15 protein-coding genes and 2 pseudogenes are annotated in these 19,356 nt (G+C 64.2%); 7 read left to right on the top strand and 10 right to left on the bottom strand.

All coding sequences use genetic code 11. The annotated features are described in order from the left end of the window. The first annotated feature begins 4 nt into the window (after nt 1-4). The 3 genes from ABC766_RS02770 to ABC766_RS02760 all read left to right on the top strand — a co-directional run bounded on the left by ABC766_RS02770 (nt 5) and on the right by ABC766_RS02760 (nt 1,691). Nucleotides 5-370, top strand: coding sequence for a hypothetical protein (locus tag ABC766_RS02770; RefSeq protein WP_345821057.1), 366 nt, complete (start codon nt 5-7; stop codon nt 368-370). Nucleotides 371-567: 197 nt separating this feature from the next. Next, on the top strand, nt 568-1,416 hold the full coding sequence (locus tag ABC766_RS02765) for a methyltransferase domain-containing protein (RefSeq protein ID WP_043354281.1): 849 nt from the start codon (nt 568-570) through the stop codon (nt 1,414-1,416). Nucleotides 1,417-1,514: 98 nt separating this feature from the next. Beyond that, nucleotides 1,515-1,691 (top strand): hypothetical protein, encoded by a 177-nt coding sequence (locus ABC766_RS02760; RefSeq protein ID WP_164706397.1) that lies wholly within the window; start codon nt 1,515-1,517, stop codon nt 1,689-1,691. A 24-nt stretch (nt 1,692-1,715) separates the two neighbouring features. Here ABC766_RS02760 and ABC766_RS02755 read toward each other — a convergent pair whose 3' ends face one another. The 4 genes from ABC766_RS02755 to ABC766_RS02740 all read right to left on the bottom strand — a co-directional run bounded on the left by ABC766_RS02755 (nt 1,716) and on the right by ABC766_RS02740 (nt 5,886). Next, on the bottom strand, nt 1,716-2,000 hold the full coding sequence (locus ABC766_RS02755) for a hypothetical protein (RefSeq protein WP_236952889.1): 285 nt from the start codon (nt 1,998-2,000) through the stop codon (nt 1,716-1,718). 64 nt (nt 2,001-2,064) lie between these two features. Continuing rightward, complete coding sequence (locus ABC766_RS02750) at nt 2,065-2,358, bottom strand: hypothetical protein (protein ID WP_345821054.1); 294 nt, start codon at nt 2,356-2,358, stop codon at nt 2,065-2,067. Nucleotides 2,359-3,194: 836 nt separating this feature from the next. Further along, nucleotides 3,195-4,139 (bottom strand): helix-turn-helix domain-containing protein, encoded by a 945-nt coding sequence (locus tag ABC766_RS02745; RefSeq protein WP_345821053.1) that lies wholly within the window; start codon nt 4,137-4,139, stop codon nt 3,195-3,197. A gap of 313 nt (nt 4,140-4,452) precedes the next feature. Then, nucleotides 4,453-5,886, bottom strand: coding sequence for a GGDEF domain-containing protein (locus ABC766_RS02740; RefSeq protein WP_345822659.1), 1,434 nt, complete (start codon nt 5,884-5,886; stop codon nt 4,453-4,455). A 780-nt stretch (nt 5,887-6,666) separates the two neighbouring features. Here ABC766_RS02740 and ABC766_RS02735 point away from each other — a divergent pair. Beyond that, nucleotides 6,667-7,599, top strand: a complete 933-nt coding sequence (locus ABC766_RS02735) for an NAD(P)-dependent alcohol dehydrogenase (protein ID WP_345822658.1) — start codon at nt 6,667-6,669, stop codon at nt 7,597-7,599. A 2-nt stretch (nt 7,600-7,601) separates the two neighbouring features. Then, entirely contained in the window at nt 7,602-8,303 is a 702-nt protein-coding gene (locus ABC766_RS02730) for a YafY family protein (RefSeq protein ID WP_345822657.1), read from the top strand. On the opposite strand, the pseudogene ABC766_RS02725 reads toward ABC766_RS02730, so the two are convergent. The 6 genes and pseudogenes from ABC766_RS02725 to ABC766_RS02700 form a co-directional block, all read right to left on the bottom strand. Next, nucleotides 8,295-8,793 (bottom strand): annotated as a pseudogene (locus tag ABC766_RS02725) (IS5/IS1182 family transposase); the annotation flags it as partial. The gene ABC766_RS02730 and the pseudogene ABC766_RS02725 overlap by 9 nt on opposite strands. A gap of 141 nt (nt 8,794-8,934) precedes the next feature. Continuing rightward, nucleotides 8,935-9,678: a glycosyltransferase family 25 protein gene (locus tag ABC766_RS02720; protein WP_345821051.1), complete on the bottom strand. Its 744-nt coding sequence runs from the start codon at nt 9,676-9,678 to the stop codon at nt 8,935-8,937. A gap of 426 nt (nt 9,679-10,104) precedes the next feature. Continuing rightward, complete coding sequence (locus ABC766_RS02715) at nt 10,105-10,836, bottom strand: hypothetical protein (protein WP_345821049.1); 732 nt, start codon at nt 10,834-10,836, stop codon at nt 10,105-10,107. Nucleotides 10,837-11,287: 451 nt separating this feature from the next. Beyond that, nucleotides 11,288-12,097: a hypothetical protein gene (locus ABC766_RS02710; protein ID WP_345821047.1), complete on the bottom strand. Its 810-nt coding sequence runs from the start codon at nt 12,095-12,097 to the stop codon at nt 11,288-11,290. 43 nt (nt 12,098-12,140) lie between these two features. Beyond that, nucleotides 12,141-14,132, bottom strand: a complete 1,992-nt coding sequence (locus ABC766_RS02705) for a tetratricopeptide repeat-containing glycosyltransferase (RefSeq protein ID WP_345821045.1) — start codon at nt 14,130-14,132, stop codon at nt 12,141-12,143. Nucleotides 14,133-14,645: 513 nt separating this feature from the next. Beyond that, nucleotides 14,646-17,105: a hypothetical protein gene (locus tag ABC766_RS02700; protein ID WP_345821044.1), complete on the bottom strand. Its 2,460-nt coding sequence runs from the start codon at nt 17,103-17,105 to the stop codon at nt 14,646-14,648. Between the two features lie 116 nt (nt 17,106-17,221). Here ABC766_RS02700 and istA point away from each other — a divergent pair. Both istA and istB read left to right on the top strand, forming a co-directional pair. Further along, a pseudogene (gene istA, locus ABC766_RS02695) lies at nt 17,222-18,488 on the top strand (IS21 family transposase). Continuing rightward, nucleotides 18,485-19,354, top strand: a complete 870-nt coding sequence (gene istB, locus ABC766_RS02690) for an IS21-like element helper ATPase IstB (RefSeq protein ID WP_345821043.1) — start codon at nt 18,485-18,487, stop codon at nt 19,352-19,354. Before istA ends, istB begins: the two are co-directional and overlap by 4 nt. Nucleotides 19,355-19,356 lie beyond the last annotated feature (2 nt).

Raw genomic sequence — 19,356 nt, 5'->3', positions numbered from 1 at the left:
CGTCATGAAGCGACCGCTCACCACCAGCTTCTCCGCGCCGCCGCCGGCGCAGGCCGCCTCCCCCGAGCCGGCGACCTCGACGGCGACCACAGCGTCGACCACAGCGGCATCCTGGCGCGACGTCGCCCCGTTCGCGGCGGCCCTGATCGCCACCCTGGAGGGGATCGAAACGGGGCCGAAGGCGGGGCCGGCGATGCGGGCACACCGCTCCGCCATGCGCCGCCAGGGCGCGGCGGCCGCGGCGCTCGGCGGATCCGAGGCGCTGGAGGCGGTCCTCCACCAGGTCGCGGAGGCCGACGCGGCGCGGGCCGCTCAGCGCCTCGCGCTCATCCGCGAGGCCTGGACCGGGCTGCCGGGGGCGGGGGCGTGAGGCGTTCGGTCGGCCTACCGGACCGGGCTGGCGGCAGGTCCCGGACGCAGGTCCCGGACGAAGCGCGCCGTCGGGCGGGGCGCCGCCTTTTCGCGCCCCGGATTCGGACCGTCGCGTAAAGATTTGATACAGGATCTGGGATAAATTCGGGCTCAGCCACGCCGCGTCACACCGAGATCGATCGTCAGGAATTTGTGATGAACGACCAAGACAAGCAATTCATCACCCAGCAGATTCTTGATGTGGGCCGCCAGCTCTACGCCGCCCTCGACAGCAAGATCATGGCGGCTCACGCGCAGCAGCTCGCGCAGATGCAAGATGTCAGGCGCCTCGCCGTCGTTCAGCTGGCGCCGAAAAACAACTTCTGTCTCGTGACAGATCATCCGATCGCCTACGAGAGCAACGATCACACGGTTCCGCGCGGAACAAAGGATGACAATACACGCAATCAGCGGTTCTGTCATGCGATCGAAAGCCATTTCGGCCGAAAGGTCACCGCCCTGGACCTCGGCTGCGCAGGGGGCGGCCTCGTCTTCGACTTCCTCATCAGAGGCAACGCGGCGTTCGGAATCGAGGGAAGCGATTACTCCCTTCGCGCGCAGCGCGCCGAATGGTCTATCATTCCAGATTATCTAAAGACATGCGATATTACCAAGCCATTTTCTCTGATAGATCAGAAGACGGGTACGAAAGCCAAATTTGACGTCATCACGATGTGGGAGGTCCTCGAGCACATCGAGGAATCGTTGCTTCCTCAGCTGTTTGCGAATGTGAAATCTCACCTGGCCGACGGCGGTCTTTTCGTGGGCTCCGCCGCGACATACGACGATGTCGCCAACGGCGTGAGCTACCATCCTACAGTCAAGCCGGAGACGTGGTGGCGCGAGCTTGTCCGGCAGCACGGGCTCGAATTCGTCCCGAAGAGCATGTTTCAGTTCAAGGATTTTTGCCGAGGTTCCGGCAATGAGAACGCATTCTACGATGCCGATTTCAGCAAGAACCCCGAACTCGGCTTCCACTTCGTGATGAAGCACGTCGCCGCTTAGGTGCGGGGCATCCGAACGCGGCCATGAGGGCGCCGCACGCTTGAGCGGACCGAGCGCGCGCCCCACATGGACGGGAGCGACAGCATGGGGGGCCGGCCGTGTACGACCTCATCCACACCCTCCGCCTCTGGCTCTGGCGCCGTCAGATGTGGGCCATGGCACGGGCGTGCCGAGTGCCCGCGACCGGCGACGGCGACTGGATCGCCGCCACCGTGGCGGCCTCCGCGACGAGCTCGGGCGCGCCGGTCTCGTACGTGAGCGGCGCCGGCCTGTAGCGGATCCCGCTTTACCGGGAGCGATCAGCCTTCCGGAGATGGCTCGGCGGCGGCGGCGCCCGGCTCGGGTGCCGGGCCGGTGTCGAGGGTGCCGCTGTGGACCAGGGCGCCGGCCCAGGCGCTCGCGATGATCCGGACCTGCTCGATGGCCTCGGCGCGGGTGAAGGCACTGTCGCCTCCTCCCGGCCTGCCCTCGTCCCAGTAGACGTAGCCGGTGCGCCGGCCGCCGGCATCCTCGACGCAGGCGGCGTTCTCGAGGACGCAGATCCGGAGCGGGAGCTTGAGGCCGAGTGTGGGCATGGGGCCCATATAGGGCGCCGATCCCGCAGGAAATCGGCGCGCCCGCCGCGTGACGGTGCGCCTCAGGCAGGCCTCAGGTGGGTTTGGCCGCGTTGAGCGCCCGCGTCAGGTGCGCCACGACCTCGTCGCCCTTGGGCGGAGGCTCGGCTTCCTCGACCCGCCGGGCGACTTCCATCACGAGGTATGTCACCGATGGCGGCCACGATATGCCGTTGTCCAGGAGCATCCGGGCGGCGCTCACGAGCATCCTGAACTGGTCCGGCGGGATCGTGAGACCGGCCTCGTGCTGCGCGAGGATGTGGTCGGCGATGGCGGCCGCCAGTCCAGCAACCTCGGCCATCTTGTCGGGCGGACCCTCAGCCGTCATCTCAGATCGCGCTTCGTCTTGGAACGCTCGGTGCGGAGCATCTGTCACCTCTCCCAGGCCCACACGGTTCCACAAGCAATCCTGGGCAGCAAGCCACGCGGGCGGTTCGCAACTCCGACGTGTTGGATTGTGAACCATCGACGTCATGCGGCGGATCGGGCGACCCATGCGTCTGCGCGGCTGGCCGTGCGCCCTGGCATCCCCTCATCGAGGCTCCCCGTTGGTGGCCGCTCTTCACCCGGCGGTCGGCCCCGTGCGGCCAGGGAAGCGGGCCATTGCCGCCCATGAATGGGATCCGGGCCTCGCGTCCGTGCGGAGCCGCGCGCCCGGCCCTCCGCCGTCCACCCGAATGCGATGTGACGGGCGCTCCGACGCGGCTCGACCGGTGAGCCAGCTGCGCTGGTCTGGGAGGCAACCGCGTCCTGACCGAAGCCGCGGGCCTCGAAGATCCTGTGGACGACGCCTGTCCGCTTCGCCTCGTCCAGCCAGGCCGTGACGCAGGCGAGGGCAGCGGGGCGGCCCTGCGGGACAGCGACCTGCATCTGCTGGTCGACCGGCCACAAACGGAACGGCGACGGGCCGCGCGTGCGTCAGCGTGCGGGTGGCGGCGCGGACGGTCGTCGGCCCATCGATGACCACCGTCACGCCGTCGGGTTTCCCGTCATCCGAGCGACTGACAAAGATCGGCCCGGCGGTCGGCGCCCCTATCCGGCCGACCCGGAGCGGGCCGGTCGGGGCAATGTCGAAGTAAGAGCGGACGGTCCGTCTCCGATCCAATTCGGCCACTCGGCGGACTCGGACGACAGCCCGAAAACGGATGCGGCCGACGGCACGTCCTACCTGTGCGCCCGCCGGTAGTCACGCGCGCTCATGCCGTGGCGATCCTTGAAGCGGCGCGCGAAATGCGCCTGGCTGCTGAAGCCGCAGCCGTAAGCCAACATGCCGATCGACAGGTGGGCGCAGGCCGGATCGGCTAGGCGCTTGGCTGCCGCCTCTAGCCGGCGTCCCCAGATGTAGTCGGAGATGTGCCGGTCGCGCTCGTGGAACAGCTCCTGCAACCGGCGCAGCGACACGCCGACCGCGGCGGCGAGCTTCGGCGGGTCGAGGGTCGTGTCACTCAAGTGCGCCTCGACGTAGGCCTTGGCGCGCTGGACGGTGGCGTTGCCGTGTATGGAGCGGGGCACCTCCTGCGCCAACCGTTCGGCGAGACTGGCCACGACGAGATCGATCCCAATCGACGCCATGCGCGCCGCACCGTCGGGGTTGAGCCGATCTCCCACCCGGATCAGTTCCTGGACGTAGGTGTTCGCGAGCATCGTAGAGGCGAGGTTGGCCTCGACCGCGAGGGCAGTGAACAGTTGAGACGGGCCCAGCACGCTCTCCAGGCGCTCCCGCGGCAGGTCGAGGATCAGGAAGGTGCCGGTCTCGATCTCGCTCACGCCCGGTCGATGATCGAGCACGACGAAATCGCCGGCCCGAGCCAGCGCCTCACGCTCGTTCTGCTGGACGGCATGGCGGCCGGATTGGCTGAAGACCGCGTAGAGGCGGTCACCCCGGCCGTTCCGCCGCACCGCCTCGGGTGTCACTTCGGTCCGGGTGGAACTCTGAACGCTTCGCGTGATCGGCAACGCTCCGATCGCGGTGACCTCGATCCGGCCGTGGAACGGCGCAGCGTCAAGATTCCGGATCTCGTTCGGAACCATCTGATCGCACATCATCTCCCGCCATCGACGGAAGGCGATCCTGGGGTGGAGGCCCTCAGTCGAAAAAAGCGGTCGCATCCGCGGTCTCGGTCCACAGGTCGCCATACGAGGGCGGAGATTGGAGGGGCCGCCCGTCTATTGTATATAATCTAATGATTCAAGCATTGCGGGCCGCCCGAAAACGGACCGGCGGAAACCCATCCCGAGCCGCGTTTCCGGACGCGACCCATACCGGTCTTAGGAGACGCTAAAGGCAGAACCCGAAAGCAGCCATCGGTTCGCAGTCGGGTAGCTTTGGTTCAAGGTGCAACGTGGTCGATTCGCCGAGAAGCCGCAGATCGTAGCGTGAAGTCCGAAGGATGCCGCCGAAGCAGGACTTGCCGATCACCGGTCAGGCGGAAAGAAGCTCTTCGGGCGCAATCAGTCGAGATGAAGCACGCGAAGTCTCTGTTTTGCCGGCGACGTTATCGATCGTGCGGACTTGATTGCGTCCCCCTCGCTTCGCTTCGTAGAGCGCGGCATCTGCAAGGCTCAGCCACTCCGTCTGGGCCATCATGGGCCGGCGGTCAGCATACAGCAGCCCCACGCTCACTGTGACTATGCCGAGAGGGCTCAGGGCATGGGGCAACGCCAAGGCTTCGATTGATTCTCGGCAAGCGTGCGCGACTTTCTGCGCGCAAGCCTCTTCGACCCCGGTCAAGACGACCGCAAATTCTTCCCCTCCGACCCGGAAGGCAATACCGCCGGCGCGCGCTGCACACTTCGCCAATTCTGCTCCAACGGCCTTCAACGCCAGGTCACCGGCTGGATGTCCAGAATGGTCGTTGAAGGCCTTGAAGCGATCGACATCGATCAGCGCGAGCGCGCACTGCTCGTGCAACGAGACTCTCTCCAATTCCGCAATTTTACGGTCGAAGTGGCGGCGATTGGGAATGCCGGTCAACGCATCGGTCAACGCGAGGGCGGCGAGTTCTGCCTCCGCGGCAGCCCTGCGCCGCAACTCGCTTCGCAATAGTTGAAGAAGGCAAAGGAGAGCGACGCCGAGCGTGCCAACGATCAAGACGAGTGCCATGGCGCGGCCCTGCCAAGCTGAATTGATCGTGCCGATCTGGACCGACACAACGACGTGCATCGGCAATGTCCCCACCCGGTGCGCAACGTGCAGCGCTTCCGCTCCTGCAAGCGAGGAGATGAGCGTGATATGCCCGGCCTTCGCAATCGTCGAGAGCGTCCGCGCGTCCAGAGGATCAGTAGCCGGATATTGCACGGGCGCCTGCCCGCTCGTGATAGCGCTGCCGCCATGGAAAAGTACGGTAATCTTGAGGTTGAGATTTCGGTTGAGCCGAGCAAATACTGCCTCGAAGTAGGCAAGCTCGATCGCACCGACGACGACGCCGGCAAACGTTCCGTCAGCATAGGAGAAGCGACGGCTCATCGGGATCATTTCTCGACCGCTGATCCGCGTGCGCCATGGTCGTCCAACAAACAGGCCAGCATCACTGTCGCGATGCACCTGAAAGTAGGCGCGATCGGCGCCGTTCAGCCGACGCGGCACCAAAGAGCCGGAGTCGAGGAATGCATCACCCTGCGCGTCGAGGACGAAAATGGCTCCATAGCCTGAGGCCGTTGCCGCCCGATCAAACAGAGCAAGATGCCGGACCTGAGGTGAAACGTTCTCGAGAATCGGGTCGCTCAGGCGATCGGCTACAGCCTGCAATGACAATCCATAGAGTTCAAAGTCGCGCGCGAGCGTCCGTGTCAGGCTGTCCAGCAGGGTCTCGGCACCGATCTTTGCCTGCTGCCAAGCTGCGTCGCGCAGGCCCACGACGGCCAAGCCCGCGCATCCGCACAGCACGATGGTCACAGCCAGGCCGGCGGCAATCAGAAGGCGCGGAGAGCGAATGCGATCGCGGTTTTGGTGTACTCCAGGCATTGCACGTCGTTATGAGTGATCCCACGCGATAACATATGTTGTGGGGTATTAAGCCGCCCCTACCAGACTGGCAGCGTCGAACCTTTACATTTCAAGTTGTATTGAGCGCGCGGGACTGAGCAACTAGAAGCTGTACTCGCCTGCAGCTGACAAGCCTGACAAACAACTCCTCTGGTGATTTTGCTCCCCAAAGCAGTCTGTCGCGATTCTACCCTGAGCCGCCGGTCCGCACCCCCCCCCCCTGCCAGCCGTGCCGCCAGCTTTCGCCGACACCCGGAAGCAGCCATCCACCGCCCCTCCGACACCTTCGGCTCGGGGTGGACAACGGACCGTAGATCGTCGTTCAAAAGCCGACGTTCAGCCTCCGACCGACCATCGTTGCACATGTTGCGGCCTGACTCGCGCCAGATCTGACAGAGATTCCGATCCAGATCTCAAACAGGAACTGCGATCTATCCACCACGTCTCGATCGCGAAGGTTCGGACTGCATCATGGATCGGGGCCAATCAGCGACCGAGCGCTCCCTGACTTGCTGTTGAAGCCAGTACGCCTCCGCCATCAGGGCGCGCTCCTACGCGGGCGGATGCCGTCCGCCGCTCCCGTTTCCACGATGGTGACAGAAATTGTCACCACGGCGGCGTAGGACGCCGCCTCGGGTGAACGGCGAGTCCATGAAACGCATTCAATATCACTCCTACGGCGGCCCCGAAGTCATGCGGCTCGAAGAGTTTGCTCTGGGAACGCCCGGGAAGGACGAAGTGGCGGTCGCCGTCCGTCGCGCCGCGCTCAACCCGATCGACTGGAAGGTCCGCAACGGCGCGATGAAGATCGTGACCGGGCGATCGTTCCCGCGTGGAATGGGTCTGGACCTGGCCGGCACCGTCACCGCGGTCGGGGCCGACGTGACCCGATTCAAGATCGGCGACGCGGTCTTCGGCATGGCGCGCTTCAAGGAGGCCGGTTCACTGGCCGAAGCTGTCATTGCCAAGGAAGCCGCGCTCGCGAAAAAGCCGGAGACCGTCTCCTTCGAGCAGGCCGCATGCCTCGGGACGGCGGGCGTCACGGCTTGGAATGGCCTCATCGACAAGGCGCAACTGAGGCCCGGTCAGAGCGTGTTCATCAATGGATGCTCGGGTGCTGTCGGAGAGGCCGGCGTGCAGATCGCACGCATGTTCGGCGCCGAGGTGTCGGGCAGCTGTGGCGCCGAAGGGATCGAGCGCGCCCGCTCGCTCGGGCCCCAAACAGTCTATGACTATCGGGTCAAGGCCGCATCGACGATTTCCGAGGTATTCGACGTGGTGTTCGATGCTGCAGGAACGCTCTCGACGTCAACCGGTATCGGCCTGCTGCGCAAGGGCGGCACCTTCACCACGGTCGAGCCTACGCCCGTTCGGTTCTTGCGTGCCGTGTTCGACCGGCGGATGAAACCGATCGTCGGAAAGCCACGTGCGGACCTGCTCGACCGCCTGGCAAAGGCAGCCCATGACAGGACGCTGGTTCTGCCGATTGCCGAAACCGTGCCGCTCGCGCAAGCTATTCCGCTGATCTCGGCAATCGAGGCGGGCCACAAGCTGCGCGGCAAAGTGGTCGTCACGATCGGGTAGCCGTGTCGCGCAGTCACCGTCTCTTCGACCTCCTCCAGCGTCTCCGCCGTCACCGAGGGGTGGTGGCGGGCGCGGTGCTCGCTCGCGAGGCCGGCGTCTCCTTGCGCACCATCCGCAGGGATATCGCGACTCTGCAAGCCATGGGGGCCGACATCGATGCGGAGGCCGGCGTCGGCCATGCTCTCCGCCCTGGTTTCTTGCTCCCGCCGCTCTCATTCACCGAAGAGGAACTGCACGCACTGGTCATCGGTGCGGAATGGGTGAGCCGTCAGACCGACGCCGCCCTGGCTGAGGCCGTTCGCAATGCTCTCGCCAAGATCGATAGCGTGCTGACTCCGACCCTGCGGCCGGCTCTCGACGAGAGCAGTTTCTACGTCGCCTCCGGCCCTCCCTCGGTCGCCACGCGCTTCGATCTGGCGCAGTGCCGCCGCGCGATGCGCGAGCAGCGTAAGATGCGGGTTGTCTACCGTGAAGAAAGTGGCGGCACGTTGGAGAGGATCGTCTGGCCGATCATGCTTGGTTTCGACGGATCCGGGCGAAGCTTTGCAGCTTGGTGTGAGAGAGAGGCCGGTTATTGCATTTTCGACGCCGAACGCGTTGTCGACATGGCCCTTCTCGTGGAGCACTACCCGGGAAGCCGTCGACAGCTGGTCAAAGCGTGGCGCGCCGTGGCAGAACGACTGTGCGCGCAAAGGGTCCGATAAGGCCGCGGTCCTCCGCGGGGCTGCCGAGGAAGCGGCCGCACCAGCCTTGCAGTCGGCGATCGGCCCGCCGATCAGCAGGAAAGCGAGCGGCCGGCAGGCGCGGTCGGGGGGGCGCGTGGATCCCGGCCATGCGTCCACCGCGCGAGCGCCCGCTTGCCCGCATCGGTTCTCCCCTTCGCCTCCCGTGGAACAGCGATGGGCCTCCACCCCGGATGCGTCGATCAGACCCTGGGCCGGCGGTCCGCCAGCCTGAGCCAGAGCTTCGAACAGACCGCCCGTCCTTGCCTGCCCAGCGCATGAAGCGGTCGACGATCTTCTTCGGGCCGTAGATCTCGCGCGGTGCGCCCGCCCGACGTCCGCCGGTTTTCAGCCCGTGACCGATGCCGCCGATCACGCGCGGGTCGTCGACGCGCTCCTTACCTCGCGTATCGGTGGGCAGGTGTGGAGCGATCTTCGCAGACTGCTCGTCCGTCAGCCAGGAATGATCCATCGGCGCCTCCGGCAGGAGGCGTGAATCACATCCTGTCGGGCCGCGCTATCGTTATGGGGGACGACACTGAGACGGCAGGCTGCCGGCTCACTTTTATTGAAATAATACGATCCATGTTCGATTAAAAGCAGAAGCCATTCCTTACTTTGCACCCTGAATGGTCGACGACTCGTGGCGATTTTCCGATATGGCCAGTGGTGGGATGCAAACGAATGCCTTGAGACTCGGATAAGCCGCGTTCATTGCCGCATCGATCGTGTTGTTTTCGATCACGACCCCATAGCCCGGAAATTCGATCAGCAGATTGGAAAGCGGAAGACAGATCTTCATGAGGCTTCTCGCGCCGAGGGGTGAAACCGTGTAAGCCATTACCCCGAAGCTATGACGCAAACGGAGCGGCACGTTCAGCCCGGCACGATCACGGAACTCTGCAACCCGAGCGCGAAGATCATCCTGTTCGAACTGCAGCTTGCAGCGAACCCCTTCGACAACCTCAAGCCAGAGAAAGGCGTCGAAGTTCACCCCCCAAAGAACGACATCCCAATCGGAGGGAAGCGCGTCCAGGATTGCGCGTGCCCCGGCATGAAAATCTCTCGAAAAAATCGCGTCGTCTTCCGCAATCGTTACACAGACATCCTCGTCCGCTGCCTTGGTCCAGAGACCGATATGGGAGTGTGCATTGCCCAAGGCCGGATTCGTATAGCGCAAATCTCGATGGATCATCCCGGTCCTGGCAAGTTCGTCGCGATCCAGGTTTCGGCCTTCGACAGCGTCCGGCCGGACAACCTGGAGGAAATCGTTGCGATGCATGAACGTTTTCAATCGCTCAGCGTCGCGATCCAGGTTGATGATGTGAACGGGGACATTCCGGTCGGCATCGATCATCGTCTTGTGCCTCGGCCACACGGGACATCGAAAAATCTCGATTCGAAAGAGCAGACAACAACACAGAGCGAGATTCTTGATAACTTGGCTCGTGGAGCAAAATCTTGTGTGCCGGTACGCAATACGAAAATCTTTCGCCTGCCTCTGGGAATAAAAATGTTAAATCTTTCCCTCAAGACATTGACTTTCCATCCGGATATCAATCAAGCCGCAGTATAGTGATCGTATTGGTCTGGTTCCGGACTCCCTGCTTTCCGCTCCCGATCCGCAAAGCCAATTCGAATCATCCAAGTGGCGAGCTCATGATAACGCGTGATGTGCGGCTGCGACAGGAGCAATCTGGCGTACAGAGGCGCATTTACATCTGCCTGAAAGTCATCCACACGATGTGCGACAATCGAACCTGCGCCAGATGCCTTCCATCCGTCACGATGAATTGCAAATAAAGTAGTTTGTTATAAATTTGTAAGCGCCCTCATAAGCCATATTGTGCCCACCGGTCGACAACGCATCTCGATCGGCGTGCGCCATCCAGCCTTCGACCATATACGGAACATCGTCAGAAGGGACGTTGTGCAAGAATATTGGCACCTGGTGATGATTAAAATACATGGCCAAAACGATGTCGTCATTTGCGCGGCAAAATTTATCGTTTGATGTTTCGAATAAATATCGATCAAAATCGTCCTTGATACAATTCGGAGGATACAGGACCCCACCAAACCCTTCGAGCATCGTGCATGCGCCGTGCCCGTACCAGGGTTCGAAGAGACCTCCTTCTTTCAGGTTGCCTCCATAACGGGTGAGTATCCGATCTTCGTTCGGACCACAGATAGATGTCAGCAATCTCAATTGATTTCGCGGATATCGGCAATCGTCGTCAACCGACCATATGTACGCATCGTCATGTCGATGCCGGAGCAGGGTGGGGGCGATCTTCGTGATCGGCCCATAATCATCGGTTCGAAAAACCGCGATCTGACCTTCCGAAACAAGCCAATCCGGAAGAATGTTTTCTTCTCCATTGCGCTTGCAATGGAACGGAATATTGATCTCCAGACGATCGACAGCCACGTCCTGATGGAGAACAGACTCGATGACGGGCTCGATCTCCGCGATACGAGACGGTATCGTCGTCATAGAGGCAATGATGCGCATCTCGATCCCGCCTCGCTGATGCAAGGAAGACTATTATTGACGCAACTGGACAACATTCGCAAGAACCTTGCTCCTGCATCAGTTGCCCATTCAGGAATCGGAAGCGGTCGTCGGCAGTTCTGCCAAGAAACTCCGCGTCTGCCGCCGGTCGCGGGACGAGCGGCGAACGGGGCGGCAACCCTCGCGCCGATCGGGTCCACCGAAGCGCCTGCGTCGGCAGCGCCAACACCCTCGCGGTCGTGACCCCCGACAAGGGCCAGGAGCGCTTCGCCGCTCGGCCGTGCCGCCGTCGCCACGAGCGGATTGTCGACCGGCTCGCCCCGTGTCGAAGACTTGCGCCGCTCCCGCGATGCCGCCCCCTGATCGCCCCCTCACGGCTGGCAAGACCTCCAGAGACGAGGCGCCGATGCCGAGGACTGTGCGAACCCGGATGAGCAGAGATCGATCCCGATCAGCGCGAGCAGATCGTTGTCTTGATCAGATCGGGCAATAAACCGGCCGATCCCAAGCTCTTGCAACTCGCACGCCACCGACTGAGATACGCATCCAGAGGCAATGCCGCCCGTTCCGGCCAGCGATTGAGCGCACCGATGTCTTCCAACAGTGCGGGACGCGCCATCAGGGCGGGTAGAAGTATCGAAACCGCCGCCTTCGCATGGTCGGACAGTCCGACGAACCCCTCCAAGGCCGATCTATTGCGGGTGAACCAAGAACTGGATGTTCCGAGGCCTTGAGATGACGCAATCTGATTGTACTGGGCCAGAATGTTATCTCGATAATGGCTTATCTCCTTCCCATAGCCCGCGTCTCCCGGAAACGGCGGGGTCCTCTCCCAAGCCGCCGCCAGGTTGGCGAGTCCGCGGAGCGAGAAGCTTTCAGCGATCATTTCTTCAACCCACTGGCATGGCGCGCTGGGTTTCGCTTCGCTGTCCCAAGAATTACTCACGACATGACCCAGTTCGTGGCCGAACTGATAGGCCAACTGGGTCCAAGCACGCTCGCCCACGTCGACATGAATGATGGCAGTATCGCTCGCATCCCGATGCAGCCAGACCGCGGGTGGACCGGCGGGGCAATTCTCGATCCGTAATATCTGCGGCTGCCGATCGGACACCATACGGATGCCGGAGCAGCAGGCCTCCCGCATGCGGCCGATCACGAGCGCGGCCGACCGTGGCGGCGCGTGCCATTCGCCCCGGACTTCGACAGGATTCGCCAGGATCGGAGTGCTGCCTGCTCTGGTACGGCCGAGGCTTATCATGTATAAACCTCCAGCAAAAGCGACGCTCCGACGTGAGATCAGCCTATCCCGCATGTGTCGGGCTGCGGCTTAACAGGATGCGCGCCTGTTCGGTATCGTTTCGTATGTCATCGCGCGCCATGTAGCCGTAGATCTGACGATTATCGATGTACTGTACGACATTGCTCTTCCGAGCGCTGTCGGAGAAAATTACATACTCGTGCCTGTCGGTTCCGTCCTGATAGTTGAGCAGCGGGATGACGTCGGTTCGGACGAGGTAGGTGCAATGGACCACCGGCATTTCGACGACACCTGTGATCCAGCGGTTCAACACCCAATCGTACTGATCGCAGTGACTGTAGTATCCCTGATCGTCGACCGCCGCATGGTAGTTCGAGTAATAGCTTCCTCTCTCCACCGATCGTAGAAAGGGGGCCACGATGGGCAGCTGCAGCGCCACCAGTTCGCGAAGCGTGTTTGGGCGAATGAAATTGTCGACATCGGCCGTGAAGTAGAAATTGCATCCATGATGGATCGCCCGTTGAAGGCTTTCCTGACGGATGCGCCCCAGGACCCGGAACCGCGTCGCGTTCCACTCGTGCAATTCGTAGGTCTGAACGGGATCTTCGACGTCGCTGGCATCGAACTCGACGGCCGCATACTGAGCGCCGAATGTCTCGATCCACTGCGCCAGGATGTTCTCCGTCTCATCCGTATTGTTGTTGGTTCTTATATAAAGTACGATCTTGGATTTCGGATAATTCATATTTCTCAAGCAGTCGAGATAGAGCGGGAGCGCTGCGGCCATCTGCTTCGCCAATATCGCGACCAGCACGCGGGCATCTGCGGCGGCGGGTTTCAGCTCCCGCGCGGGGCCGATCTCGTACTGCTCAAGGAAATTCGGCGTCGCGCGCGAGCCCAGACGGACGGCGGTCTTCTCGTCCTGGATCTTCGTCAACGACGCACGGGCATTGGCCTCGACCCGAGCGCGTTCCGACAGCGGAAGCCTGTTGTCCGCCAGAAGCGTCAGACAGGCCTCTAAGCATTCGCTATAATGTCCCGCCCAGTAAGCGTTGATGGCGAGCTTGTCCAATAAGCCGTAATCGTAGACCCATTTGGAAAGAAAGAGTCCGCCTGCGGGTTCGACGAGATGAGAACCCGCTTTGGCCGCAGCGAAGCCCTCCTCGTTGCGGCCGTGTCGAAAATAGAGGTCGCTGATGTGGTAAAAGGCTTCCGCGCGAGTCCCGCAAACCGCTATGGCGCGTCGGTAGACGTCAGCGATCTCGTCGACGGGCCGGCCGAGACGATCCATGAGGTGGCCGGCTTCCAGTAAACTGATGTACACCTCTTCGGTCCAATAACCCATCTCGCTCCGTGCGAGATAGGCATCCAGGGCCTTTTCGAGCTGATTGCTATCTCGGTAACTTTGGCCAAGATAGAACGTATACCTTGACCGAAGGAAACTGTCGCTCTCGACATCGAGGGCGTCCTCCAATCTGCGGGCGTCGCGGCGATAAGTGTCCGGATCCTTTTCTCGGGCGCCCCCCGATGCGCCCGATGCGATGTGAAATCCGATGGCGTCTCCCGATGTGACGCCGTCCGGTGCCTCGATATACTCGTGCAGCACGCCCTTGTAGTAAAAATTTGTGTCGTTCGACATGATTTGAGGGCGCCAATATCTTATGCCGCCGCGTCGGATCTCGACGTTGTAATAATCATGGATTAAAGACGCTTTGAATTTCCGCGGATCGAAACCGTCGTCGAAGGTCAGCGTTTCGTCCGCGTCCATGACGAAGGCGTATTCGACGACGTTTCGCGCTCTGAGATGGCGCAAAGCCGAGCTTCGATTTGTGGCAAAGTCCTGCCACGTCTCCTCGACGACGTCCCCCGATACATGATTCCGCTCGAGCCAGGAACGAATGATGTCCTGGGTGCCATCCGTCGATCCGGTATCGGAGATGAGCACGTAGTCGATCAGAGGAAGCATGCTCTCGAGGCAGCGCTCGATTACGCGCGCCTCATCCTTGACTATCATGGACAAGCCAATTTTTGCCATGGTCCCGTTCTCTCCCGATCAAAGAGGCGAGCGGCTGACAAGAATTTTCAGCACCCCCGTCCGGACGCAGGACGCACATGAAAACCGGACTTCGTTGATATATTACAGATTTCAGAGCGCAGAAAGGACGCCTATGTTGGCAGATCTTCGTCGGATAGTATAGCTCGCGCGGTGCAACATCAATCTGTCGGCAGGAACGATCTGGACCGAATCGTCCTGGCTGGCAAAGCCCGCATGGGGTGAGATCCCGATCTCGGAGGGCACAGAACCGCCCCTCGGTCAGGTGCCGGACGACGGGGCCGCGGACCGGCCCGGATATGCCGACGTCTGGTCGACCAGCCGCCGAGGCCATCCCGGACGAGGTCGCAGGCCTTCCCGTGTCGCGAAGCGTTGCTGGATGCGACGGTCGGCGAGGGCTTCCGTGCGTGTGGGCGGCGTCTGCCCGCAGGCGTGAGGTGCGTCTGGCGCTGCCGAGGGGAACGTCGCCGTCGGTCGGGACGGAGGAAATGCTGTTCAATACGCGCGTGGCCACGGCGCATCGAAGCCACCCGCGCAACACCGATGCCACCCCCATGCACACCGCTCGTGGTCTCCGTGGCGGTCCGGCACCGGAGCGAATCGGGCGCTGGACACATCTCGCCTCGCCCTGCGCGGCCCGCGCCGAACGTGGAGAGGCCGCAGCGGCGAGCTGCGGCCTCTCTGTTCCGGAGGGCGCCCGGAAAGGCGCCCTCCGCATGTCACCCCAGTCAGCTCGGCCGACCCAGATTGTTGAGCAGATCGGTCGGCGAGGACGTGGTCGAGGACGCGCCACCCGCCGTCGACCGGCTCGCTCCGAGCGAGGCGCTCGCTTGGGTCGTCGCGTCGCCCGAGCTTCCGCCGAGCCGGAACGCGTTCATGAGAGTCAGGATGTCTTGTTGCGCGGCCGTATCGCTGAGTAGGCCACTCACCGAGCCGTTGTTGGAGATCAACCGGCTGATGAGGTCTCCCAGCGATCTCAGGACATCCATGTCGGACACGCTCGAACCCTGAGTCGACTGAGCGAAGACCGGGTCCATCCCCGTGCTGACGGATCCCTGATCGATCACAGCTCCAGCGCCGCCGTTCGATCTCGTCGCATCCGCCGAGTCGTAACCATGGTGATGATCGTGACCATGGTGGTGGTGGTGATGGTGGCCTCCAGTGGCACCCGTCGCGCCCGTGCTGCCGGTCGAGCCGGTCGAGCCGGTAGCACCCGTCGAGCCGGTCGAACCGGTCGCGCCGGTGCGGCCCGTGGCTCCGGTGGCACCCGTCGAGCCGGTCGAACCCGTCGCGCCGGTGCGGCCCGTGGCTCCGGTGGCACCCGTCGAGCCGGTCGAACCCGTCGCGCCGGTGCGGCCTGTGGCTCCGGTGGCACCCGTCGAGCCGGTCGAACCGGTCGCGCCGGTGCGGCCCGTGGCTCCGGTGGCACCCGTCGCGCCGGTCGAACCCGTCGCTCCGGTGCGGCCCGTAGCTCCGGTGGCACCCGTCGCGCCGGTCGAACCCGTCGCGCCGGTGCGGCCCGTGGCTCCCGTGGCACCCGTGGAGCCGGTCGAACCCGTCGCGCCGGTGCGGCCCGTGGCTCCAGTGGCACCCGTTGAACCGGTCGAACCCGTCGCTCCTGTGCGGCCCGTAGCTCCAGTGGCACCCGTCGAGCCGGTCGAGCCCGTCGCTCCGGTGCGGCCTGTGGCTCCGGTGGCGCCCGTGGCGCCGGTCGAGCCGGTGGCACCCGTCGCTCCGGTACGGCCTGTGGCTCCGGTGGCACCCGTCGAGCCGGTCGAGCCGGTGGCACCCGTCGAACCCGTAGCGCCGGTCGAACCCGTAGCTCCCGTCGAACCCGTGGCACCGGTCGAACCCGTGGCACCCGTCGAACCCGTAGCGCCGGTCGAACCCGTGGCACCCGTCGAACCCGTGGCACCGGTCGAACCCGTGGCGCCGGTCGAACCCGTGGCGCCAGTCGAGCCCGTAGCGCCAGTCGAACCTGTGGCTCCCGTCGAACCCGTGGCTCCCGTCGAACCCGTGGCTCCCGTCGAACCCGTGGCTCCCGTCGAACCCGTGGCTCCCGTCGAACCCGTGGCTCCCGTCGAACCCGTGGCTCCCGTCGAACCCGTAGCACCGGTCGAGCCGGTGGCACCCGTCGAACCCGTAGCGCCGGTCGAACCCGTAGCGCCGGTCGAGCCGGTGGCACCCGTCGAACCCGTAGCGCCGGTCGAACCCGTAGCTCCCGTCGAACCCGTGGCACCGGTCGAACCCGTGGCACCCGTCGAACCCGTAGCGCCGGTCGAACCCGTGGCTCCCGTCGAACCCGTGGCACCGGTCGAACCCGTGGCGCCGGTCGAACCCGTGGCGCCAGTCGAGCCCGTAGCGCCAGTCGAACCTGTGGCTCCCGTCGAACCCGTGGCTCCCGTCGAACCCGTGGCTCCCGTCGAACCCGTAGCACCGGTCGAGCCGGTGGCACCCGTCGAACCCGTAGCGCCGGTCGAACCCGTAGCGCCAGTCGAGCCGGTGGCACCCGTCGAACCCGTAGCGCCGGTCGAACCCGTGGCACCGGTCGAGCCGGTGGCTCCGGTCGAACCCGTAGCGCCGGTCGAACCCGTAGCGCCGGTCGAGCCCGTGGCTCCCGTCGAACCCGTGGCGCCGGTCGAACCTGTGGCTCCCGTGGCACCGGTCGAACCCGTGGCGCCGGTCGAACCCGTGGCGCCGGTCGAACCCGTAGCTCCCGTCGAACCCGTAGCACCGGTCGAACCTGTGGCTCCCGTCGAACCCGTGGCGCCGGTCGAACCCGTGGCGCCGGTCGAACCCGTGGCGCCGGTCGAACCGGTGGCGCCCGTCGAACCGGTGGCGCCCGTCGAACCCGTGGCGCCCGTCGAGCCCGTGGCGCCGGTCGAACCCGTGGCGCCCGTCGAGCCCGTGGCGCCGGTTGTCAGCGGGCGTTGAATACTCCCTGATTGTGGGCATCGAAAATTCCCTGGTCGGTGCCCGGGCCTGAGAGCGCGCAGGGCACCCCGCGCTCTCAGGCTTATCCATCCTGCGCCACCATGCCGGCCGATGCGTATCGGTCGGGAGCGACGAGGATGGTCCTGCTGGGAGAACTCCTCATGATCCTCGACCTGCACCGACAGGGCCTGTCGGTTACCGCCATCGCCCGCCGGACAGGGCGTGATCCGAAGACGGTCCGGAAGTACATCGAGCGCGGCCTCGAACCACCCGCCTACGGTCCCCGCCAAGCCGGACGTCCGAGCAAGCTCGCTCCCTACCTCGTCTACCTGCGCGAGCGCGTCGCGGCCTTCCCCGATCTCAGCGCCGTGCGCCTGACCCGCGAGCTGCGGGAGCGCGGCTATACGGGGGCCTACACTGCCGTGAAGCGGTTCGTCGCCGCGACCCGTCCGCCCGAGGCCAAGCCCTACGAGGTTCGCTTCGAGACCCCCGCCGGCCAGCAGGCGCAGGTCGACTTCGCTCGCTTCGTGGTCACCTTCACAGACGCACCGGGCGCGAGCTGCATCGTCTGGCTGTTCTCGCTCGTGCTCGGCCATTCCCGGCACATCGAGGCACGCTTCGTCCTGCATCAGGACCTGCAGACCCTGATGCGCTGTCACATGCAGGCGTTCGCCGCGCTCGGCGGCGTGCCGATCGAGATCCTCTACGACCGCATGAAGACTGCGGTCACCGGCGAGGAGGCGGACGGCCATATCGTCTACAATCGATCCTTGCTGGCGCTGGCCAAACATTACGGCTTCCTGCCGCGTGCCTGCCGGCCGTACCGGGCCAAGACGAAGGGCAAGGTCGAACGGCCGTTCTCCTACATCCGCCAGGACTTCTTCGTTGCCCGCTCCTTCCGCGACCCTCGACGACCTGAACCTCCAGCTCCGGACTTGGCTCGACACCATCGCCAACGTCCGCCTGCATGGCACCACGCAGCGGGTCGTCTCAGAGGCCTTCGCCGCCGAGAAGCCCGAGCTGCAGCCGCTGCCTGCCGTGCCCTTCGACGTCCTGCTCAAGCTCGAACGGCGCGTCAGCCACGACGGCCTCGTCTCGATCGGCGGCAACTACTACAGCGTGCCGGATCGGACGCGGCGCGTCGTCGAAGTGCACCAGTTGCCCGACACGATCCGCATCCTCGACGGCGGCCGGCTCGTGGCGAGCCACCCGATCCTGGAGGGACGGCGCCAGTACCGCGTCGATCCCGAGCATCGGCAGGGCGCGGCCGCCCGAGCCATGTGGCACGGCCATCCCGACAGCCTGCCGATCGGTCGGAGTGGCGATCACGTCGCGCAGCGCTCCCTGGCCGTCTACCAAGCCGTCGGCGAGCGGCTCGCCGCTGGGATCGGGGTCCGGTCATGACCCGCACCGCTCCCGCCCATGCCGCGACGACCCTCGACAGGATCAAGCACAGCTTGGTCGGCTTGCGCATGCCACGGGCCCTGGAGGTGCTCGACGCCACGGTCCGGCGCATCGAGCAGGGCGAGATCGATGGGATCACAGCCCTCGACGAGATCCTGATGGAGGAACTGACGCTGCGCGAGAACCGCCGGGTGAAGACCGCCCTGCTGGTCGCACGCCTGACGACGATCAAGACGCTCGCCGGCTTCGACTTCACCTTCCAGCCCTCCCTCGACCGGGAGCGGATCATGGCGCTGGCGGAACTGACCTTCATCGACCGGGCCGAGGTGGTCCATCTCCTCGGCCCGCCCGGCACCGGCAAGAGCCATCTGGCCACGGCGCTCGCCGTCGAGGCGGTGAAGGCCGGGCGCAACGTGGTGTTCTCGACGCTGGCCGATCTGATCGCCTCGCTGGCCAAGGCCGAGCGCGACGGCGCGTTGCGCGAGCGGATCCGCTACCTCAGCCGGGCCTCGCTCCTGGTCGTGGACGAGATCGGCTACCTGCCCGTCGTCCCGGGCGGGGGCAACCTGTTCTTCCAACTCGTCAACGCGCGCTACGAGCGGGGAGCGATGATCCTGACCTCGAACCGCGGCTTTGCCGAATGGGGTGAGGTGTTCGGTGATCCCGTCGTGGCCACGGCCCTGCTCGACCGCCTGCTGCATCACGCCGTCGTCATCCAGATCGAAGGGGCGAGCTACCGGCTGCGCCAGCACGGCGATCTCATCCCCGAGCACGTCCGTTCGAAGGCGCTGATCACCCCGCCGCCGGTTCCACGACGCCGCGGCCGGCCACCCAAGAAGGCGACCCTTGATCATATCGCCGGCTGATC

This window comes from Methylobacterium fujisawaense, from assembly GCF_039619325.1.
Classification (GTDB): Bacteria; Pseudomonadota; Alphaproteobacteria; order Rhizobiales; family Beijerinckiaceae; genus Methylobacterium; species Methylobacterium fujisawaense.
This window is presented reverse-complemented; position numbering and strand designations above follow the sequence as displayed.

Excerpts from the sequence above, each read along its gene's own strand:
- ABC766_RS02770 (WP_345821057.1), top strand. The coding sequence starts at position 5 with ATGAAGCGACCGCTCACCACCAGCTTCTCCGCGCCGCCGCCGGCGCAG.
- ABC766_RS02765 (WP_043354281.1), top strand. The coding sequence starts at position 568 with ATGAACGACCAAGACAAGCAATTCATCACCCAGCAGATTCTTGATGTG.
- ABC766_RS02755 (WP_236952889.1), bottom strand. The coding sequence starts at position 2,000 with ATGGGCCCCATGCCCACACTCGGCCTCAAGCTCCCGCTCCGGATCTGC.
- ABC766_RS02750 (WP_345821054.1), bottom strand. The coding sequence starts at position 2,358 with ATGACGGCTGAGGGTCCGCCCGACAAGATGGCCGAGGTTGCTGGACTG.
- ABC766_RS02745 (WP_345821053.1), bottom strand. The coding sequence starts at position 4,139 with ATGCGACCGCTTTTTTCGACTGAGGGCCTCCACCCCAGGATCGCCTTC.
- ABC766_RS02735 (WP_345822658.1), top strand. The coding sequence starts at position 6,667 with ATGAAACGCATTCAATATCACTCCTACGGCGGCCCCGAAGTCATGCGG.
- ABC766_RS02720 (WP_345821051.1), bottom strand. The coding sequence starts at position 9,678 with ATGATCGATGCCGACCGGAATGTCCCCGTTCACATCATCAACCTGGAT.
- ABC766_RS02715 (WP_345821049.1), bottom strand. The coding sequence starts at position 10,836 with ATGCGCATCATTGCCTCTATGACGACGATACCGTCTCGTATCGCGGAG.
- ABC766_RS02710 (WP_345821047.1), bottom strand. The coding sequence starts at position 12,097 with ATGATAAGCCTCGGCCGTACCAGAGCAGGCAGCACTCCGATCCTGGCG.
- ABC766_RS02705 (WP_345821045.1), bottom strand. The coding sequence starts at position 14,132 with ATGGCAAAAATTGGCTTGTCCATGATAGTCAAGGATGAGGCGCGCGTA.
- ABC766_RS02700 (WP_345821044.1), bottom strand. The coding sequence starts at position 17,105 with ATGCCCACAATCAGGGAGTATTCAACGCCCGCTGACAACCGGCGCCAC.
- istB (WP_345821043.1), top strand. The coding sequence starts at position 18,485 with ATGACCCGCACCGCTCCCGCCCATGCCGCGACGACCCTCGACAGGATC.